17 protein-coding genes are annotated in these 19098 nt (G+C 71.7%); 1 reads left to right on the top strand and 16 read right to left on the bottom strand.

Annotated elements, in window-relative coordinates; all coding sequences use genetic code 11:
- Nucleotides 1-160: 160 nt before the first annotated feature.
- The 8 genes from G3A44_RS20625 to G3A44_RS20590 form a co-directional block, all read right to left on the bottom strand.
- The gene (locus G3A44_RS20625) at nucleotides 161-1102 is read right to left on the bottom strand and encodes an SMP-30/gluconolactonase/LRE family protein (protein WP_163459636.1); all 942 of its coding nucleotides are present in this window, start codon (nucleotides 1100-1102) and stop codon (nucleotides 161-163) included.
- Nucleotides 1103-1118: 16 nt separating this feature from the next.
- Nucleotides 1119-2084: a tripartite tricarboxylate transporter substrate binding protein gene (locus G3A44_RS20620; RefSeq protein ID WP_163459635.1), complete on the bottom strand. Its 966-nt coding sequence runs from the start codon at nucleotides 2082-2084 to the stop codon at nucleotides 1119-1121.
- Between the two features lie 105 nt (nucleotides 2085-2189).
- Nucleotides 2190-3155, bottom strand: a complete 966-nt coding sequence (locus tag G3A44_RS20615) for a tripartite tricarboxylate transporter substrate binding protein (protein WP_239062011.1) — start codon at nucleotides 3153-3155, stop codon at nucleotides 2190-2192.
- Between the two features lie 82 nt (nucleotides 3156-3237).
- Nucleotides 3238-4326, bottom strand: coding sequence for a cyclase family protein (locus tag G3A44_RS20610; protein WP_163459634.1), 1089 nt, complete (start codon nucleotides 4324-4326; stop codon nucleotides 3238-3240).
- A gap of 39 nt (nucleotides 4327-4365) precedes the next feature.
- Nucleotides 4366-5430, bottom strand: a complete 1065-nt coding sequence (locus tag G3A44_RS20605) for a porin (RefSeq protein ID WP_163459633.1) — start codon at nucleotides 5428-5430, stop codon at nucleotides 4366-4368.
- A 147-nt stretch (nucleotides 5431-5577) separates the two neighbouring features.
- Nucleotides 5578-6492: an NAD(P)-dependent oxidoreductase gene (locus G3A44_RS20600; protein ID WP_163459632.1), complete on the bottom strand. Its 915-nt coding sequence runs from the start codon at nucleotides 6490-6492 to the stop codon at nucleotides 5578-5580.
- Nucleotides 6489-7187, bottom strand: a complete 699-nt coding sequence (locus G3A44_RS20595; RefSeq protein ID WP_163459631.1) for an RraA family protein — start codon at nucleotides 7185-7187, stop codon at nucleotides 6489-6491. The genes G3A44_RS20600 and G3A44_RS20595 overlap by 4 nt, the downstream gene beginning before the upstream one ends.
- A gap of 74 nt (nucleotides 7188-7261) precedes the next feature.
- Complete coding sequence (locus G3A44_RS20590) at nucleotides 7262-8263, bottom strand: Bug family tripartite tricarboxylate transporter substrate binding protein (RefSeq protein WP_163459630.1); 1002 nt, start codon at nucleotides 8261-8263, stop codon at nucleotides 7262-7264.
- 122 nt (nucleotides 8264-8385) lie between these two features.
- Between G3A44_RS20590 and G3A44_RS20585 the strand changes: the two genes are divergently transcribed.
- A complete protein-coding gene (locus tag G3A44_RS20585) occupies nucleotides 8386-9351 on the top strand; it encodes a LysR substrate-binding domain-containing protein (RefSeq protein WP_163459629.1) in 966 nt (321 codons plus the stop codon).
- Here the strand turns inward: G3A44_RS20585 and G3A44_RS20580 are convergent.
- The 8 genes from G3A44_RS20580 to G3A44_RS20545 all read right to left on the bottom strand — a co-directional run bounded on the left by G3A44_RS20580 (nucleotide 9288) and on the right by G3A44_RS20545 (nucleotide 19044).
- A complete protein-coding gene (locus G3A44_RS20580) occupies nucleotides 9288-10235 on the bottom strand; it encodes an NAD(P)-dependent oxidoreductase (RefSeq protein WP_163459628.1) in 948 nt (315 codons plus the stop codon). The two genes, G3A44_RS20585 and G3A44_RS20580, sit on opposite strands and share 64 nt — an antisense overlap.
- Nucleotides 10236-10294: 59 nt before the next feature.
- Complete coding sequence (gene ccoG / locus G3A44_RS20575) at nucleotides 10295-11800, bottom strand: cytochrome c oxidase accessory protein CcoG (protein WP_163459627.1); 1506 nt, start codon at nucleotides 11798-11800, stop codon at nucleotides 10295-10297.
- Nucleotides 11801-11944: 144 nt separating this feature from the next.
- Complete coding sequence (locus G3A44_RS20570; RefSeq protein WP_239062010.1) at nucleotides 11945-12604, bottom strand: nitrous oxide reductase accessory protein NosL; 660 nt, start codon at nucleotides 12602-12604, stop codon at nucleotides 11945-11947.
- 103 nt (nucleotides 12605-12707) lie between these two features.
- Entirely contained in the window at nucleotides 12708-13283 is a 576-nt protein-coding gene (locus G3A44_RS20565) for a nitrous oxide reductase accessory protein NosL (protein ID WP_239062009.1), read from the bottom strand.
- Nucleotides 13280-14158 carry an ABC transporter permease gene (locus tag G3A44_RS20560; protein WP_163459626.1) on the bottom strand — a complete coding sequence of 293 codons (879 nt, stop codon included), beginning with the start codon at nucleotides 14156-14158 and terminating at the stop codon, nucleotides 13280-13282. The genes G3A44_RS20565 and G3A44_RS20560 overlap by 4 nt, the downstream gene beginning before the upstream one ends.
- Entirely contained in the window at nucleotides 14155-15099 is a 945-nt protein-coding gene (locus G3A44_RS20555) for an ABC transporter ATP-binding protein (protein ID WP_163459625.1), read from the bottom strand. The genes G3A44_RS20560 and G3A44_RS20555 overlap by 4 nt, the downstream gene beginning before the upstream one ends.
- Nucleotides 15080-16363, bottom strand: coding sequence for a nitrous oxide reductase family maturation protein NosD (locus tag G3A44_RS20550; RefSeq protein WP_163459624.1), 1284 nt, complete (start codon nucleotides 16361-16363; stop codon nucleotides 15080-15082). The genes G3A44_RS20555 and G3A44_RS20550 overlap by 20 nt, the downstream gene beginning before the upstream one ends.
- The gene (locus tag G3A44_RS20545) at nucleotides 16360-19044 is read right to left on the bottom strand and encodes a NosR/NirI family protein (protein WP_163459623.1); all 2685 of its coding nucleotides are present in this window, start codon (nucleotides 19042-19044) and stop codon (nucleotides 16360-16362) included. The genes G3A44_RS20550 and G3A44_RS20545 overlap by 4 nt, the downstream gene beginning before the upstream one ends.
- Between the last annotated feature and the right edge of the window lie 54 nt (nucleotides 19045-19098).

Below are 19098 nucleotides of genomic sequence, written 5' to 3'. Positions count from 1 at the left end.
GGCCACCGCCAGCGCGGCCCCGCGCCGCGCCGCGGGGCCCGGCCGCGGGTGGGGCCGTGGGAGAGCCAGCGCTGGCGGGCGGCGTGGCGGCAGGTGGGCGGTGCGGGCGGTGTGGACCATGGGGCTCTCCGGATCTGGGTCGGGAAGGCGGTGGGGGGCGTCAGCGCGTGCCGGTGAGGGCTGTGGAGGCGCGGTGCACCGGCAGGCCGGCGTGGGCCATGTCCACCCGCAGCACGCTGCCGGTGACGGACTCGGTGGCGTACAGGGTGCGCCGCTCGGGCCCGCCAAAGGCCACGTTGGTGAAGGAGCTGCCGGCGGCGCTGCGCAGCACCTCCTCGGGCTCGCCCCGGGGGTTGAGCACCCAGGCCAGGCCCAGGCCGGGGTTGGCCACGATCACACGCCCGGCCTCGTCCACCGCCAGGCCGTCCGGGCCGCTGGGGCCGTAGGAGGTGAAGAAGGCGCTGACCTTGCTCACGCTGCCGTCGGGCAGCAGCGGCACGCGCCAGACTTGGTTGCCGCGCGTCACACCCAGGTACAGCACCCGCCCGTCGGGCGACAGGGCCACGCCGTTGGGGCTGGGTACGTTGCCCAGCAGCAGGTCGAGCTGGCCGTCAGGCCGCAGGCGGTAGAGCCGGCCGGTGGGGTCGTGCAGGCCGGTCTGGCCCTGGTCGGTGAAGTAGAGGTTGCCCCGGGCGTCAAAGCACAGGTCGTTGACGCCCTTGAAGCGCTCGCTGTTGCGGCGCGCCAGGTAGGGCCGCACAGTGCCGTTCACCACGTCCACCGCCATCAGGCCGTGGCGGTAGTCGGTGACCAGCAGCTCGCGCTCGTTGAGGAACTTGGCGCCGTTGGGCTCGCCGTCCCATTCGGCCACCAGTTCCCAGTCGCCCTGCGGGTCGATGCGGAAAATGCGGCCGAAGGGGATGTCGGTGACGTACAGATGGCCCTGGGTGTCGAACACCGGGCCTTCCAGGAAGGAGTCGGTGGGGGCGCCGCCCCGGTTGGCATCGGCCCAGTCCGAGCGCACGCCGGTGCGGCGAAAGCGCTCGGGCAGGCGGGTGAAGACCTCGGTGTCGCGCACCTGGGGGGCGTTCAGCAAGAACATGGCGGCGCTCCCCGGGTCACTGCCGCTCGAAGGCGGTGTTGGCGGCGATGCGGCCCCAGAAGGCGGTGCGCTCGTGCAGGTCGTGCGCCAGGGTGGCGGCGTCCCAGTGGCCGGGCTCGGCGCCGATGCCTTCGGCGTAGGCCTTCATGTCGGGCGAGGCCATGGCGGTGGCCAGCTCCTTGTGCAGGCGCTCCAGCACGGGCGCCGGCGTGCCCTTGGGGGCGAACAGCGCGGTGAAGTTGACCAGGCCCGGGAACTTGACGCCAGCCTCCTGGAAGGTGGGCACATCGGGCAGCACACCCAGGCGCTTGGTGCCGCTGACGGCCAGCAGCCGCGCCTTGCCGCCCTTGACCTGGCCCAGGATGCCGGGGGTGGAGGCGATCTGGAAGTCGATGGTGCCCGACAGCAGGGCCATGGTGGCCTCGCCCGCGCCCTTGAAGGGCACGTGCATGAAGTTGGCGCCGGCGGCAATGCCCAGCGCCTCGCTCACGAAGTGCGGGGCCGAGCCGGCGCCGCCCGTGCCGTAGCTCACCTCGTTGGCGCGGGCCTTGGCGGCGGCCACCAGCTCGGCCAGGGTGCGGTATTTGCTGTCGGCCTTCACGGCCAGGGCCATGGGGGCGAAGACGAAGCCGCCCACCGGCACCAGCGCGCTGTCGTGGTCAAAGGGCAGCTTGCGGAAGATGTGGGGCAGCAGGGCCCAGGTGGTGTCGTTGGCGGCCAGGGTGTAGCCGTCGGCCGGGGCCTGGACCACACTGGACAGACCGATGGTGCCGGCGGCACCGGCCTTGTTCTCGACGTAGAAGGTCTGGCCGGTCTGCTCCTGCAGCTTGGCGGCCATCTTGCGGGTGACCACGTCCACCGCGCCGCCGGGCGGGTAGGGCACCACGATCTTGACGGGCTTGGCGGGCCAGGTCTGGGCGCTGGCCAGGGTGCTCAGGGCCAGGGCCGAAGCGGCCAGCAAGGAACGCAGGATGAAGCGCATGGGAACTCCTCGGGTACGGGGGGCAGGGGCAGGGCGGGTGGGGGCGGTGTGGCGTGGTGTGGCGTGGTGTGGCGTGGTGTGGCGTGGCGTGGCCTGGTGTGGGGCTCAGTCCAGCTCCAGCCGGGCGGTCTGGATGACGCGGGCCCACTTGGCGGTTTCGCTGGTGACAAACGCACCGAAGGCGCGGGCGTCGCCCGAGCCGGGCACGGCGCCCATCTCGGCAAACTTGGCGCGCAGCGTGGGTGAGGCGAGCACCTCGCGCAGCTCGCCCTCCAGCCGGCGCACCACCTCCGCCGGGGTGCCGCGCGGGGCCCACAGGCCGTTCCACTCAAAGGCGCTGAAGCCGGGCAGGCCCGACTCGGCCACGGTGGGCACCTGGGGCAGGCTGTCGATGCGCTGGTCGAAGGCGGTGGCAATGGCCCGCAGCCGGCCCGCCTTGACCAGCGGGCCGCTGGCGGTGATGGCGCTGAACATGAACTCCACCTGCCCGCCGGCCAGGTCCGTCAGCGCCGGCGCGCCGCCCTTGTAGGGCACGTGGATCAGGTCGATGCCCAACCCCTGCTGGAACAGCTCGGCGCTCAGGTGCGCCGCGCCGCCTTTGCCGGCGGAGGCGTAGGCCAGCCGGCCGGGCTGGGCCTTGGCGCGCTGCACCAGGTCCGCCACGGTCCGCACGGGCGAGCTGGCCGGCACCACCAGCAGCGTGGGCACCCGGGCCACCAGCCCCACCGGCACAAAGTCCTGCCGGTAGTCAAAGGGCAGCTTGGCGTACAGCGACGGGTTTACGGTGAACGCGGTGGCGTCATAGAGGAAGGTGTGCCCCTCGGCGCCGGCCTGCGCCACCGCCTGCGCGCCCAGCGTGCCGCCGGCCCCGACCTTGTTCTCGATGAACACGGTCTGCTTCAGGCGGGTGCCCAGCTCGGCGGCCACCACGCGGGCCAGCGCGTCCGCCGCGCCGCCGGGTGCGTAGGGCACCACCAGCCGGACCGGCCGCTCGGGCCAGGCTTGTGCGGCCAGGCTGCAGCCCAGGGCCAAGGTCGCCACGGCGGCCTTCCACAGCGTCTTCATCGTCATCGTCTTGTCTCCTACAGGGGCCGGTTCGGGCCGGCTTTGTCGTTCGTTCGTGCGATGGCGGGCTCACTGGGGAGCCCAGGGTTCAAACCGTCGCGATGGGCGTGGCCGGTGAGCCCACGGCGCCCGGCAGGCGCAGCGGCGGCGCGGTCAGCAAAAAGCGGTGGCGGCCGTGGGCGCGCAGCCAGCGCGCCAGTGGCGTGAGGTGCCACAACTCGCCCAGGTGGATGCCGTTCTTGAACAGGCAGTGCTCATGCAGCGGCAGGCGCGGGCGGCGCATGGGCGAGGGCGTGGCCAGCTTGGGCACCACCAGCTCCACCGCGGGGTTGTCGGCGATCAGGCAGGCCAGGCCGCTGTCGGTGATCCAGTTCAGCAGGCGCGCGTCGTGGCCGTCCAGGCCGCTGCCGGTCTCGTGCAGGCGGGCCAGGTCGGGCTGGCGGTTCATGGCCAGCAGGGTGTCGGCATAGCCGGTGTGCACGCACACCATGTCGCCGGGCTCGATCTCGATGCCGTCGGCCTCCAGCACCCGCATCAGCGTGTCATGGCCCACCGCCTGGCGCCGCCGGCCCAGGTGGTGCTCCAGGTCGATCAGCACACCGCGCCCTTGCACGCCGTGCTCGGCCAGGTGCTCAATGCCCAGCGCGCCGGCCTCGGGGCCGGGATAGCGGGTCTGGTCCTGGGGGGCCCCGGGGTCTTCGCGGCCGGGCCGGATGTCCTCGCCGGCGCGAAAGCCGTTGTAGAAGACGGCCTCGGCCACGCCGTCGCCGTCGGCGTCAAAACGGGCGCCCACATGGGCCAGGCTGTCCCACTGGGTGGAGTACTGCAGGCCCAGCAGCACCACGTCGTCGTTGACGACGTCGGTGAGTTCCGGGTCCTCCACCTCATACGACCAGCAAAAGCCCTGCTGGCCGGCGCTGGGGCCGTCACGCACCACGGCGTAGCGCTGGGGCGGCGGGCGCCGCGGGTTGAGCGTGCGTCCCCCGGGCACGTCCAGCGGCAGGCTGAGCACGAAAGTGCGGCCTTCTCGCACCTCGGCCACGCCCTGCAGCACCTTGGCCGGTGTCACCAGGTTCATGCGGCCGCGCTGGTCGTCGGGGCCGAATTCACCCCAGCGGCTGCCGGCGGGCGCCTGGCGCCAGCGGCGGGAGGCGGGTGGCGTTGATGGCGGGGTCATGGCGGTGCGCCTTTGGACGTGTGGAGACGGATCAGGGCGTCAGAAACGGTGGCGCACGCCCACGCTGGTGCCGGTGGCGGCTTCGCGGTTGCCCATGAAGTCGGGCTGGCTGTAGGTGCCCGTCAGGGTGTTACGGTCCAGCTCGACATACACGTCGGTGCTGCGGTGCAGCTGGTGGATCAGTCCCACGGTGCGCACGGCGCGGTTGCCGTCTTTGGCGCCGCTCTGGGTGTCCTTGATCAGGCTGGCGGTGAAGGTGGTGGCCGGGTTCAGGCTCCAGTTCAGGCCCAGGCTGCGCACCTTGTGATCGCGGGCGGTGGCCGCGTCATCGTGGCGCTTCATCCAGCCCAGGAAGACCTTGGCCGGGCCGAAGCTGGCGTTACCGCCGGCGCCGGTGATCTCGCGGGTGGTGGCGCCGTCGGTGCTGGTGATGTCCTGGCGGTAGGCCACCAGCTCATAGGCGCTGGCCTTGTAGGCCACACCCAGCCCGCGGCCCTTGCCGGCCTGCTCGTCCACGCTGTTGGCGGCCAGCAGCTCCACCGGACCCAGGGCGCCGGCGTAGCGCACCATGTTGTCCTGTCGTGCCACATGGTGGCCGCTGTAGACCGAGATGGCGTCCAGGTTGGGGTTGCCCTGGGCCTGGAAGCGGCCCGACAGGGTGTGGGCCACGGTGTACTGGCGACCCAGGCTGAGGGCGCCCAGGCGGGCGTGGGACAAGCTCAGCGACACCTCGCGGCCAAACAGGCGACCGGACGTGGCGGTGGCGTTGCCGTTGTTGCCGCTGGCGGTGGACTGCTGGGAGATGCCGGTGGACGGATCAAAACCGGCTTCGATCAGCACGCTGGCCTGCAGGCCTTCACCTAGCGGCTGGGTGCGGCGCAGGCCAAAGCGCGTGGCGGAGTAGGCACCGTCGGCCAGGCTGCGGCGCGGTCCGCCGTCGGCCCGGGCGTTGGTGGCGTGGCGCAGCATGGCGTCCACTTGGCCGTAGACCACCAGCGGGGCGTTGGTGTCGGGCGTGGGGGGGGTCTGAGCGTTGGCGGACAGGGCCAGGGCGCCCAAGGCCAGGGTGAAAACGGTGTGCGTCAGGGGGTGTTGAAGGGGCATGTCATGTCTCCGTGCTGTTATTGGGTGCCAAGAAGCAGGAAAAAATGGCCCGCGCCGCCGGTGCGGGCGGGCCTGAAGTGGCCCTCTGGCGAGGGTCCCGGAAGCTTGGTGCCGGGCCCGAAGGCGGCCCCGGTGGGGGCGCCGGACTCAGCCGCGCAGCACGGCCAGCGCGTTCTGCGCAGCGCCCACACCCATCTTCACGTAGGCGTCGGTGGTGACGCCGCCGATGTGCGGGCTCAGCGTGATGCGCGGGTGGCCATGGAAGGGGTGCGGCACGGTCATGGGCTCGACGGCAAAGCTGTCCAGCCCGGCGCTGGCCACCTGGCCGCTCTCCAGTGCCTGCAGCAGCGCGGCTTCGTCGATCAGGCCGCCGCGCGCGGTGTTGACCACGATGACGCCCGGCTTGCAGGCCGCCAGCGTCTGGGCATTGAGCAGGCCGGCGTTGTCGGCGGTGAGCGGGCAATGCAGGGAGATGGCGTCGGCCTCGCGCCAGATCGTGGCCAGGTCCACCGCCTGCACATAGGCCGGCAGGTTGCGGGCGTAGGGGTCGAAGCCCAGCACCCGCATGCCCATGGCGTCGGCCATGCGGGCAAAACGCAGGCCGATGGCGCCCAGGCCGATCAGGCCCACGGTGCGGCCTTCCAGCTCCACGCTCTTGTGGGTGGCCTTGTCCCAGTGGCCGGCGTGCAGGCGGGTGTTCAGGGCCACCACCGACTTGGCGCAGGCCAGCAGCAGGGCCAGGGCGTGCTCGGCCACGGCGGCGGCGTTGGCGCCGGCAGCGGCCACCACCTGCACGCCACGGGCGGCGGCGGCGGCCTTGTCGATGGTGTCGGTGCCGCTGCCGTGTTTGGAGATCACCTTCAGCGACGGGGCGGCGTCCATCACCGCCGCGCCCACCTTGCCGTAGCGTACGATGAGGGCCACCGGGTCATGCCGACGGCACAGGGCCACCAGGTCGTCCTCGGTGGGCTTGGTGCCGGCGTACACCAGCTCATAGTCGGCCAGCAGCGCCACGGCCGGGGCGGCCAGGTCGGCGCCGGTCACCAGGATGGCGCGGCTCACAGCGTTTCCCCTTCGCCGATGACGCCGGCGGCGCGCAGGGCGCCGTCCAGCCAGGCCGGGCGCAGCGCCTTGCGGCTCTGGATGTCGGCGATGCGCTTGGTTTCGGCGGCCACCTTCTGGGCGGCCAGGGGCATCATGGCGGCGGCCTTCTCGCGCTCGATCACGGTCACGCCGTCGGCGTCGCCCACCACCAGGTCACCGGGGCGCACGGTCACGCCGCCCACGGAGATGGGGTGGTTCAGCCGGCCGGCAATCGCCTTGGTCGGGCCGTTGGGGTTCAGGCCAGCGGCGTACATGGGAAAGCCCAGGGCACAGATGGCCTCGCTGTCGCGCACCGCGCCGTCGATCACCACGGCGGCCACGCCCAGGGCCTTGGCCTGCTGGCTCATGATCTCGCCCATCAGCGCGCTGCTCAGGTCGCCCTTGCCGTCCACCACGATCACGTCGCCCGGCTGGGCCACGGCCAGCGCGGCATGGATCATCAGGTTGTCGCCGGGGCGCACTTCCACGGTGATGGCCGGGCCGGCAAAGCGCATGGACGGCGCCAGCGGGGCGATGCGGCCGTGCAGGCCACCACGGCGGCCGGCCACGTCGGCCAGGATGGATGAGGCGTAGCCGGCGGCTTGCGCCACCACCTCGGGGCTGACGCGTTCAATGGACGTGATGACGTCCGGGCATGCGGCGGCGTGACTCATGGCGTTTCTCCAGGAGAGGAAGGGTCGGGAAAGGGAAGAGGCTGGGGCCGCCTGCGGCGGCGGCCCGGGGGCGGTCAGTCGACGCGGGCGCCCGACTCGTGCACCACCTTGCCCCAGCGCGGGATGTCCTGGCGGATCAGCTCGGCAAACTGCTCGGGCGTGCCGCCGGCGGGGTCGGCGCCCTCGTCGGCCAGGCGCTTGGCCAGCTCGGGCTGCTTCAGCGCCTTGTTGAACTCGGCGTTCAGGCGGGCCACCACCTCCTTGGGCGTGCCGGCCGGGGCCAGCAGGCCGAACCAGGTCACCGCGTCAAAGCCCTTGTAGCCCGACTCGTTGATGGTGGGCACTTGCGGCAGGTCGTCCACCCGCTTGGCCGAGGTCACGGCCAGCGGCCGCAGCTTGCCCTGGCGGATCTGGCCGATCAGCGTGGGCACGGCCGACATGTAGAGGTCCACCGTGCCGCTGACCACATCGGTCAGGGCCTGGGCGGCGCCCTTGTAGGGCACATGCTGGGTCTTCACGCCGGCAGCCTTCTGGAACAGCTCGCTGGTCAGGTGCGCCACGGTGCCGTTGCCGGGCGAGGCGAAGTTGATCTGGCCAGGCTTGGCGCGGGCGGCGTTCACCGCGTCGGCCAGGCTCTTGTAGGGCGTGTTCATGCCCGTGACCATCACCAGCGGGGCGTTGGCCAGCAGCACGATGGGGGTCAGGTCCTTCAGCGGCTGGTAGGGCAGCTTGGGGTAGAGCGTGGGGTTGATGGCCAGGTTGCTGGTCTGCCCCAGCACCAGGGTGTAGCCGTCGGCCGGGCTCTTGGCCACGCTGTCCACGCCCAGGTTGCCGCCGGCACCGGGCTTGTTGTCGATCACAAAGGTCCAGCCGGTGGCCGCGGCCACGCGCTGGCTGGTCTCACGCGCCACGATGTCGGTGCCGCCGCCGGCCGGGAAGGGCACCACGATGCGGATGGGTTTGGCCGGCCAGGCCTGGGCCAGGGCACCAGGGCTGAGCAAGGGGCTGGCCAGCAGGGTGAAGGCGGTGGCCGACAGGGCGGCCCGGCCCAGCAGGGCGCGGCGGTTCAGGGTCATGGTGTCTCCGGTCTCGTGCTCTTCGGCGCGCGGTGGCGTCTTTGGATGGGCGCCAGTATTCGGGGCCTGAAAATTCAAGTCCAATCGATACTTCTTTGAAATTCATCCACAGGACTTTTGCAATGGACCTGCGGGACCTGCGCTACTTCGAGACCATTGCCGAGCTGCAGCACCTGGGCCGCGCCTGCGAGCGCCTGCACCGCAGCCAGCCCGCGCTGACCAGCGCCATCCGCCGGCTGGAGGCTGCCTGCGGTGCCGCCCTGTTCGAGAAGGCCGGGCGCGGCATCCGGCTGACGGAAGCCGGCCGGGTGCTGCTGCGCTGGGCGCGGCGCATGCGCTTTGACGTGGAGGACGCGCGGCGCGAGCTGTCGGCCCTGGGGGCGGGCCTGTCGGGGCAGGTGCGTTTGGGCATCGTGCCCACCGCTGCGCAGTTTTTGTTGCCGCAGGCGGCCCGCCAGCTGTTGGCCGAGGCGCCTGCGGTGAGCCTGCGTACCGTGGTGGGCTTGGTGGATGGCCTGCGTGTGCAATTGCGCGAGGGTGCCCTCGACTTGGTGGTGGGCACCGAGGGCGCGCCCGCGTCCGACCTGGTCTCCGAGCGCCTGGCCGAGGACACCATCGTGGTGGCCGCCAACCAGCACCACCCGATCTTCCGCGGCCGTCCCACCCTGGCCGATTTGGTGGCCTGGCCCTGGGCGCTGCAGCAGCCCGGCGCCCCCACCCGCGATTGGCTGGACCACACCTTTGACCGCGCCGGCCTGCCCCGGCCGCGGGTGCAGGTGGAGTCTTCCATGCTGCTGGTGCTGCCCGCGCTGATTGCCGAGACCGGTCTGCTCAGCTTCATTGCCCGGCGCCACCTGCAGGGCCCCGGCGCACTGCAAGGCTTGCGCGAGGTGCCCGTGCCGGAGGCCACCATGCGCCGCCACCTGGTGGTCATCCAGCGCGCCGAGTCCTACCTCTCCCCCGCCGCCCAGCGCCTGGTGGAACTGCTGCGCCGTGGCGACCCGGGGGGGGCGGCGCAGGACGATCAGTCCGCCATGGGCGCGGCGGACGCCGGGGACGCCGCAGGCGCCGCCGACCCAGACGCCTGAGCCGCCAGCGCCGGCTGCGTGGCCAGCAGCCAGGCCAGCGCCTGCGTGGCGCTGGGCGCCGCCACCGGCAGCGGGTGGGTGTGCAGCGCTGCCACGGTTTGGGCAAAGCGCCGCGCCACGCCGGGCAGCACCTGCGAGGGCGCCCCCTGGGCGGCCAGGGCCTGGGCGGTGTCGTCCACCTCCTGCAGCCGCCGCCGCGCATGGACCACATGGGTGCGCACCAGCATGTCCAGAAAGTCGCGCAGCGGCGTCTCGTCGATGTCGGCCAGCTGGGTGTAGAGCTGCTCGCGCAGGCCTTGGCGCTCGGCGCTGGTCAGCAGTTCCACGGCCAGCGCTTCCAGGCCCTTGGTCAGCCCGCTGCGTAGCAGCTTGAGGGCCATGGCCTGCCCGGGCTGGCCGCCCTCCAGGCATTGCACCCGCCCACCGGCCGCCTGCAGCAGCGCGGCCAGCGCCGCGGCTTGCGGGCCGGCGGCCAGCAGCGGGGTGCGCACACCGCCCAAGGACACCGCGCCCATGATGGCCACATCCACATAGGCTGCTGCACCGGGCCCTGCGGCCAGCGCCTGCGCAGCCTGGCGCTTGACCTCGGGCGGGGCGGTGCTCAGGTCGGCCCAAACGGCGCCGGGGGCCAGATGTGGCGCTGCCTGCGTGGCCACCGCCAGCGCCTGGGCCCCCGGCACGCAGCACAGCACCCAATCCACCGCGGCCAGCCAGGGGCCCGGGGTCGCCTGCAGCGCGCTGCCGCTGGCGTGCGCCAGGGCCTGCGCCGCCGCGCCGGGCCGTGGCGCGCACAGCGCCAGGGCGTGGCCCCCTGCTTGGAGCGCCTGCGCCAGGCACAGCCCCACCTCGCCCAGGCCGATGATGGCCACTTTGCTGCCTTGCATGTCTTGCGCCCCTGTCGTGTGGAAACCGGCGCGCAGTGTAGGCAGGCTGGCGCCCCGCCTCAGCGGGCCTGCCAGAAGGTGGTGGCCGCCTCGGCCAGCGGGACGTTCCGGGCCGTGGCGTCGGTGCTGGCGTCCACCGCGTGCAGGCGCAGGGGCAGCGGGCCGGTGGCCGCCGCGGGGCCGGGCGTCGCCGGCAGGCTCAGGCGCAGCGTGACCTGACGCTCTTCGGCGCCGGCCAGGCTCAGCGCCTGATCCGGGCTCAGCTGCGGCTGCAGGGTCGGGTCCTCGCTGACGGCCACCAGCCGCACGGTGCGGGCCGCAGCGCTGGCGTTGACCACCCGCACCCGGTAGAGGTTCTCCACCTGGACCTGGCCTTGCGCGTCCACCACCTCGCGGGCCATCACGCTGCGGTCGCGCTGCACGTCCAGCCGCAGGGTGGGGCGTTGCCACAGCCCCACCGCCAGCGCGGTGGCGCAGGCCAGCAGCAGGCCACCGTACAACGCCACCCGCGGGCGGCGCAAGGCGGCGGCCAGGCGCCGGGGCAGCGGGGCCGGTGCGGTCCAGCCCTGGCCGGTGCCCGTGGCCGCGCCGGCGGGCGCGGGCTGCGCCAGCTCATGCAGGCTGGTGAAGCGGATCAGGCCGCGCGGGGCCTGCAGCTTGTCCATCACGGTGTCGCAGGCGTCAATGCACAGGCCGCAGTTGATGCAGGCCGACTGCAGGCCCTGGCGGATGTCAATGCCCGTGGGGCAGACCTGCACGCACAGGGTGCAGTCCACGCAGTCGCCTTGGCCGGCCGGGCGCTTGTCGCGGGCATGGTGGCCGCGCGGCTCGCCGCGGCGCGGGTCGTAGCCCACATGCAGGCTGTGCTCGTCCATCAACGCGCCTTGAAAGCGGGCGTAGGGGCACATGTGCAGGCAGACCTTCTCGCGCAGAAAGCCGGCGTTGCCCCAGGTGGCCAGGCCGTAGAACAGGATCCAGAACGACTCCCAGGGACCGGTGGCGGCCGTCAGCGCGGCGGGCGCCAGCTCGCGCATGGGCGTGAACCAGCCCACCAGGCTCAGGCCTGTCCACAACGACACCGCCACCCACAGCAGGTGCTTGGCGCCACGCCGGCGCAGCTTGTTCAGGGTCCAGGGGGCGGCGTCCAGGCGTTGGCGGGCCAGGCGGTCGCCCTCGCAGCGGCGCTCGATCCAGGTGAACAGCGCGGTGTAGACGGTCTGCGGGCAGGCAAAGCCGCACCACACCCGGCCCATCAGCGCGGTGGCAAAAAACAGCAGCAGCGCGCTGGCCACCAGCAGCAGGGTCAACCAGATCAGGTCTTGCGGCACCAGCACCGCGCCGAACAGGTGAAACCGCCGTGCCTCCAGGTCAAACAGCACGGCTTGGTGACCACCCACGTGCAGCCAGGGCACGCCGTAGAACACCAGTTGCGTGAGCCAGAGCAGCGCCAGGCGCCAGCGGGCATGGCGGCCGTCCACATGGCGGGCGTGGATGGTCTGGGCAGGCTCCAGCTCCAGCAAGTTGCCGGAGCCAAAGGGATTGAGCTTCTTCAGCGGCAGGGTCATGCCGGCATGGTGCCGGCGCAGCGCCTGATGCGGCAGATCCAGAAAATCAGAAGATTGACCAGATCAGATGCCTGCTGGGCCGCAGTCCCCAGCCCCCAGCCCCAGCGGGCCAAAGAACCTGGCTGGCAGGCGGCAACTCCACCTTCACCCCTCAACCTTCACCCCTTGGCCATGGCGGTGCGGCCCCAGGCGGCGCAGCTCAGGCGGCAGGGTGGCGGCCAGCGCGGCAAAGCCCAGCAGCACGCCGCCCTGGCGGGTGGCGGTGGCCCGGGCGCCGCCTTCCGTGGCAAAGGCGGGCAGGTCGGCGGTGCGCATCGGGCCGCGCAGGGTGGAACCGTGGAGATACCAGGCCTGGCGCGCATCCAGCCAGGTGCCGCTGTCTTGGTCGGTCACATACAGCGCGGCAATCTCGGCCCGCTGCCGGCCGGTGGCATAACGGCCCACATCCTGCAGGTAGAGGAACAGGCTGACCGGGGAGTCCAGGAAATGGGCGGCGCCATCCCCGAACACCACCTGCGCCGCCCAGCGCGGATGCCGGGCGGGAAACATGCCGCACACCGGGCAGCGGGCGGTCTCAGGCACGGGACGAGCCGCATGGCGCGGCAAGCCGCTGGCCGGATCCCAGGCGAAGGTGGGGGCGACGATGCACACCTCATCGGGCACGGCCGACGGGCTGGTTCCACCCCAAGGCAGGCGCCGGCCCGTGGCCAGCCAGCCCCCACCCGCCAAACCCACCGCACCGCCCAACGCCAGCGCGCCCAAGGCCACGCCGCGCAGCCACGTCCGCCGGGAGGGCGAGACCATCGGCCGCAGGGCCGTCCCGTCCGCAGACGATGGACCGGACGTGGCGCCGGACGTGGCTCCTGCTGCTGCGCCGGGTGCGGCGCCGGCGGCGTGCGCACCGGCCTCACATGCGGCTGTCATGCAGCGCCCCGCCTGACAGATCCACCTGCTCCGGCGTGATCTGCGCATAGGCCACCACCTTGCCGCCCCATTGCTGGGCAAAGGCCTGGGCGGCGTCCGCGCTGGCGAAGCTGGCGGCCGTGGGGCCCATGGAGCCATGGCGCCGGCTGCCCAGCACAAAGTGCGCGCTGCGCGCCTCGATCCACGCGCCGGCGGGGCGGTCCCAGTCGGTGCGGGCCATGTCTTGCACCCAGGCGCCGGCCACCGGGCGCACCTGCTCGGGCTTGATCAGGCTGGACAGCAGCTCCACCGTGTCGCAAAAGAAGGCGGGCTCCGACGTGCCGCGGTAGAGGATTTGCCCCTTGGGGCCGGGGTAGTCGGCCAGCAGCATGCCGTCCAGGCTGCAGCTGGTGTGGGGGGCGAAGTCGCGGGCGGCCACGGTGGCCGCCTCGCCTTCGCTCTTGCCGCAGCCGGCCAGGGCCAGGGCCGCCAGGCTGGCGCAGCCACACAACCAGCGGCGGCGGTTCACGGGCATGGCCACCAGGGCGGCGCCCGCTTCAAGAACAGGGTTCGGGGTCATGGCTTGAATCTCCAGGCGGCCAGGGCCAGCGGTGCGGCAATCCAGCCGAACATGGCGCTGCCCATGACCCAGGCATTGCCCAAGGCCGGTGGCACCACGCTGGCCAGGCCGTACAGGCGCTGCACGTCGTCCAGGTTGAACACATTGAGGATGCGGAATATGTCTGCCGGGTTGGCCAGCAGCAGCCAGGGTAAGGCCTGCTCGCCCACTGCGCCGCCCAGGTCACCGCCGGTGGCCACCAGCAGGCCCAGCAGCACCAGATCAAAGGCCAGCACCAGCGCAAACCACAGGCCGATGGCCAGCCCGGTGGCCTGCGCACGGTCACGCGCCAGCACCGACAGCAGCATCGCCAAGCTCAGGAAGGCCAGGCCCAGCAGCAGCGCGCTGAACACAAAGCCGCCGTAGTGGTACAGCGCCGCCGGGCCCAGGCGCTGCCAGAGCAACCCGCCGGCCAGCGCAAAGCCCGCCAGGGTCGACAGGGCCAGCGCCGCCGCCAGGCCCAGGTATTTGCCCAGCAGCAGCTCCAGCCGCGTGATGGGCAAGGCCAGCAGCAGGTCCAGGGTGCCGCGCTCGCGCTCGCCCACCACCGCGTCAAAACCCAGCAGCAGCGCAATCAGCGGGATCAGGTAGATCACCAGCGACACCAAGCTGGCCACGGTGGCCTCGATGCTGCGCGGCCCGATCTGGCCTTGCGCCGCCCCGCCAAACCAGGTGATGGCCAGCGAGAACAGCGTGAACACCACCGCCACCACCAGCACCCAGCGGTGACGCAGTCGGTCTGAGAACTCTTTGCCGGCCAGGGCCAGCACTTGGCGGGGCTGGAAGGCGCCGCCCGCCTCCGGGGTGACGCGGGCCGCTTGAGCAAGCGTGTTCATGCCGCCTCCCGCAGGTCAAAGTAGACGGTTTCCAGCGTGGGCTCTTGCACCTGCAGGTCGGCCAAGGGCTGGGCAGCCAAGCGGGCCAGCAGGGGCAGCTTGAGTTCGCGCGGGCAGTCCACCTGCAGGCGGCCGGCGTCGGTGCGCTGGGGCTGCAGGCCCAGCGGGGCCAAGGTGGCGGGCAGGCCGTCCAGCACCTCGGGGGTGGCGCTCACCTGCACCTGCAAGGGGCGGGTGCAGCGGGCGCGCAAGTCAGCCACGCTGCCCTGGGCGATGAGCCGGCCGGCCGAGAGCATGGCCAGCGCGTCCACCCGTTGCTCCAGCTCGGCCAACACATGCGAGCTGATGAGCATGGTCACGCCGCGCTGGCGCAGGCGGTCCAGGGTGGCGTAGAAGTCGCGCGTGGCGGCGGGGTCCAGGCCCGAGGTGGGCTCATCCAGCAGCAGCAGGCCCGGCTCCCCCAGCAGGGCCTGGGCAAAACCCAGGCGCTGGCGCATGCCCTTGGAATACTCGCGCACCGGGCGGCGGGCGGCCGCCCCCAGGCCCAGCTCGTCCAGCAGCGGCAGGCAACGGGCCGCATCGGCTGACTTCAGGCGGGCGAAGAGCTGCAGCGTTTCCAGACCGCTCAGGTTGTCATACAGGGCCAGGTGTTCGGGCAGGTAGCCCAGGCGCTGGCGGGCTTGGCGAAAGGCCGGGCCGCCCACCTCAATGCCTTGCACCCAGAGCTGGCCCCGGGTGGGCCGCACCAGGCCCAGCACCAGCTTGAACAGGGTGCTTTTGCCGGCGCCGTTGTGGCCCACCAGGCCAAAGAGCTGGCCGCGCGGCACGCACAGGTCCACGCCGTCCAGCGCTTTCACGGGTGCGTGGGGGCTGCCGTAGTGGCGGGCCACGTCCTGCAGCAGCAGGGCATGGAGCGAGGGGTCAGGGGTGAGAGCGGTCAAGCCACTGTCTCCAGTCAAGGTGTCGGGGCTGCATGGCGGGCTGGCGCTCCACCACGCTGGGCACGCGCATCACAGGGAACTGCTGGCCCAGCACGCGCAGGGCCTGCACCGCCGGGCTGCCCATCAGCAGGCGGGCGCTGGGGTGGCGCCAGAGCAGGCGATCCACCACGTCATTGGCTTCAAAGGGGATGTCGCCACGGCCGTCGCCGTCGCGGTCCCAGCCCAGGTAGTTGCTCCAGTGGTTGCCTTGCTGCGCGCCGGTGTCGCCCCAGCGCTCATCGCGGGCGCCCACATAGCGCACCTGCTCGGCATTGGCCACAAAGTCATTGCGGCGCACGGTGTTGCGGGTGGAGCCGGCCGAGAGGTGCACGCCCACTCGGTTGCCCACCACCAGATTGCCTTGCAGGGTGGCGTACTCCACGTCGTAGATGAAGAAACCGCGGGCATTGCCGGCCACCACGTTGTCCTCGATCACCGAGTCCTGCAGGGTGCGCAGCATGATGCCGAAGTCGCTGTTGCCCCAGGTGCGGTTGCGGCGCACCACCTGGTCGCGCACTTCCATCAGCGCCAGGCCGCCGCGGTTGGCGTAAGCCTCGTTGTCCTCCCACAGGTTGCGGTAGGAGTTCATGTAGTGCGTGCCGTAGCGGCTGTGGTGCAGGCGGTTGCCCCGGAAGATGGCGTCGTGGCTCACGTCCACATACAGCGCGTCGCGCACATAGCCGATCTGGTTGCCCTCGATGCGGGCGCGGTGGGTGTTGTAGAGCTGGATGCCGTTGCCGCGCTGCGAGCTGTTCACATCGCGCAGGCCGGTGATGACGTTGTGCGCCACCTGCACGTCATCGGCCTTTTCGATCCACAGGCCGAAGAGGTTGTAGGTGAGTTCACAGTCGCGCACCACGGCGCGGTGGCTGCCGGGGGCCACGTACACGCCGGCGTGCTGGGCGGTGAGGCTGTGGCCCGAGTCGCGCACGATCAGGCCTTCCACCGTCACATCGGGTGAGGCGATGCGCACCGTGTCGCCGCCCTGGCCGCCGCTCAGCGTGGGCCGGCCTTCGCCGCGCAGCGTGAGCGGTTTGTTGATGCGCAGGCGCTCGGTGTAGCGGCCCCGGGCCAACACCACGGTGTCACCGGCGGCGGCTTGGTCAATCACGGCCTGCACCGACTGACCCGGCGCCACGGGCCACACCGCTGCGGCGGCAGGCACCGCGCAGGTGAACAGGGCGCAGACCCAGCTTACGCCCCTCAGGCGCAGGGCCCCGCTCATGGCAGCCCCCCACTCAGCCGACCGGCGGCGCGCAGCACCAGAAACAGTGCGGCCCCGATCATCAGGTTCTTGAAGGCCACGTAGCTCAGCAGGTCCATCACCCCGGCCACGCGCCAGGTGCGGCCCCACCACGGGCCATCCTTCACCCAACGCTGGCCGTGCCAGCGCAGCAGCACCTCGGCCACGCTCCAGCCAAACCAGCAGCCGATCAGGCCGGCGGCGGGCAGCCGGCCCTGGGCGCCCAGCACCCAGGCGGCGCTGGCGGCCAGCGCCAGGCCCAGGCCAATGATCTGCAGGGTGCGCGCCTGGGTCCAACCGTCGCGGCTCCAGGGCAACAGGTGCTGGCGCAGCTCCTGCAGCAGCCAGCGGCCGGTGCCCACCTCGGGGCCCAGTTGGGGCGGCGTGATGCGCGCGGTGGGCCAGCGCGGGTCCGGGCCCTCGGCGGCCTGTGGGTGGATGGCCGGCACGGCATCGATGGGAATGTAGTAACCATCCGCGCCGATGGGGGTGATCAGCAGGCCATCGCGCTCGCGGCGCTTGCGCTCCCGTGCCAGCGGCGGGCAGCCCTTCTCGTCGGTGTAGAGGACCATGCAATCGAGGCAGTGCAAGCATTCGCGGTGGTCAATGCGACCGTCCGCATCAATGGCCTGGGCGCCGCAGCCCACGGCGCAGGCCTTGCAGCGGTTGCAGTCGGCCTTGCGTTGCAGCCCAAACCAGCGGAAGGTGCTGGGCATGGCCAGGGCGCCGCCCAGCGGACACAGGTATTTGCAGTACGGCCGCTCAATGAACAGCGACAGGCCCAGCAACGCCGCCACATACAGACCGTAGGGCCAGGCACGGTGGGTCACACCCACCAGGAAGGTGGTCTTGAACGGCTCCACCTCGGCCAGCATCTCCGCCAGGCCCATGTCAAACAGCGACACCACGAGCAGGCCAAAGAACAGCGCGTATTTCAGCCACTTCAGCCGGTCATGCAGGGCCTGGGGCACAGGCTTCTGCCAACGGCGCAGGCCCAGCCGGCGGCCCAGCTTGAACAGCGCTTCCGAGAGCGAGCCAAACGGGCACAGCCAGCCACAGAACAACCCGCGCCCGAAGACGAAGGTGGTGGCGATGATGAAAATCCAGAACAGGAAGATGAAGGGGTCTGACAGGAACAGCGACCAGGTCCACTGGAACAGCAGGCTGTGGAACCAGGTGAGCACCTGCGTGACCGAGGGCTGGGCCATGAGGCCAAAGCCCACCACGCCGATGGACAGCGCCCAGGCGCTGTACTTGAAGGCATTGACCGGCCACTTGTTCTTGTGCGTGGCGCGACGGGTGAGCCGGTCGCGCTGCGCATAGACGGCGGCCACCGCCACCAACAGCAGCGCAAAGGCGCCGATGCGCCCGGCCTGGGCCTTCCAAATGCGCAGCCAGGGCGCATCGGGCTCGGTCACGGCGGGGCGGCCGCCCTGCAGCGCCGCATCGGGCAGCCAGTAGCGCGACTCGAACACGGCAAAGCTGCGCTGGCCGGTGGCGCGGTCCACCCGGTTGCCCAGGAAGGCCAGCTTCCAGGGGTAGGCGGCCGAGAAGGCGGGCGAGCGCAGGATGAAGAGGGCCGACTCGGTGTAGGCTGGCGCACCGGCGGCCTCCAGGCCGTAGAGGTTCAGATAGTCCAGGTCACGGAAGGTGAAGGCGTCGGCCTCCTGCTTGACCTGCACCCGGTCGTAGATGCCACCGCGCACAAAGCCCGAGCCCTTGAAGGACTCGGCTCCGGCGGTGCGGATGATGAACAAGGCATGCTCGCCCGGCTGCAGGCGGGCGCGCAGGTTGTCGCGGCCGCGCTCGCCCAGCAGGCTGAGCGCGAGGTCTGGGTGGTTCAGATCTCCGAACCACAGCTCGATGAAGGGCTCGGACCCCGGTGGCAGGCCCACCTGGGGCGGTTCCACCCGCAGGCGCTGCACCAGGCCGCGCGCCACCAGGCTGGCCCAGTCCAGGCGTTGGCCGCCGGCCAGGGGTTGGAACTGCGCGGACGGGCGCTGGGTGGCGGGCACCAGGCCCACCTGCCGCGCCACGGCCTGGCCGGAGAGCTGCATCACCTGGTTTTGCGCCACCACCGTGACGGTGGCGCCAGAGATGGCGTCCACGCCCAGGATGTTCTCCTCGGGGCGGGACGGGCCCACCTCGATCAGGTCGGTGACCGAGCGGCCCAGGTACTGGTGGTTGAAGTCCACCAGCGCCTGTTCCGGAATGCCCAGCAGGAGGATGGGCTCGGAGTGCTTGAGCACCTTCACGCCCACATAGCGCCCCTTGACATCCATGCCAATGAGCGTGACCACCGGCTTGCCGCTGTAGGCGGGGGTGTCGGTGATGTCGGTGCTGAGCATCACATAACCCAGCAGCGCCGGGCGGCCCTGGGCGTCGGGCGCGCCGTAGGCCTCCACATAGGGGGGCTGGCCCTTGCGCGGCGAGAAGCTGAGCGCCCCCGGGAACACCTCGGCGCAGGGCACGCGGGCGCACAGCTCGGGGGCCGTGGCCAGGTCATCGGGCAGATGGGCCTCGTAGGCCTGGTGCGTGCCGGCCGCATGGGCATCCACCGCCGCCTGGGCGGGCTGCGCTGCGGCCCAGGCCAGGGCCAGGGCCAGCGCCACGCCGGCTGACACCAGCCATGGCGCCACCCGGGTTGCCACCCTCGGCGCCATCTTGCGCACCATCCCGTTTGGCCGGTGGGCAAGGCGTGCGGACAGGGCCCGGAC

The organism is Ideonella livida (assembly GCF_010499455.1).
In the GTDB taxonomy this organism is placed as follows: Bacteria; Pseudomonadota; Gammaproteobacteria; order Burkholderiales; family Burkholderiaceae_C; genus Ideonella; species Ideonella livida.
Note: the sequence above shows the minus strand (reverse complement) of the source record. Positions and strands in the feature narration are given on the sequence as shown.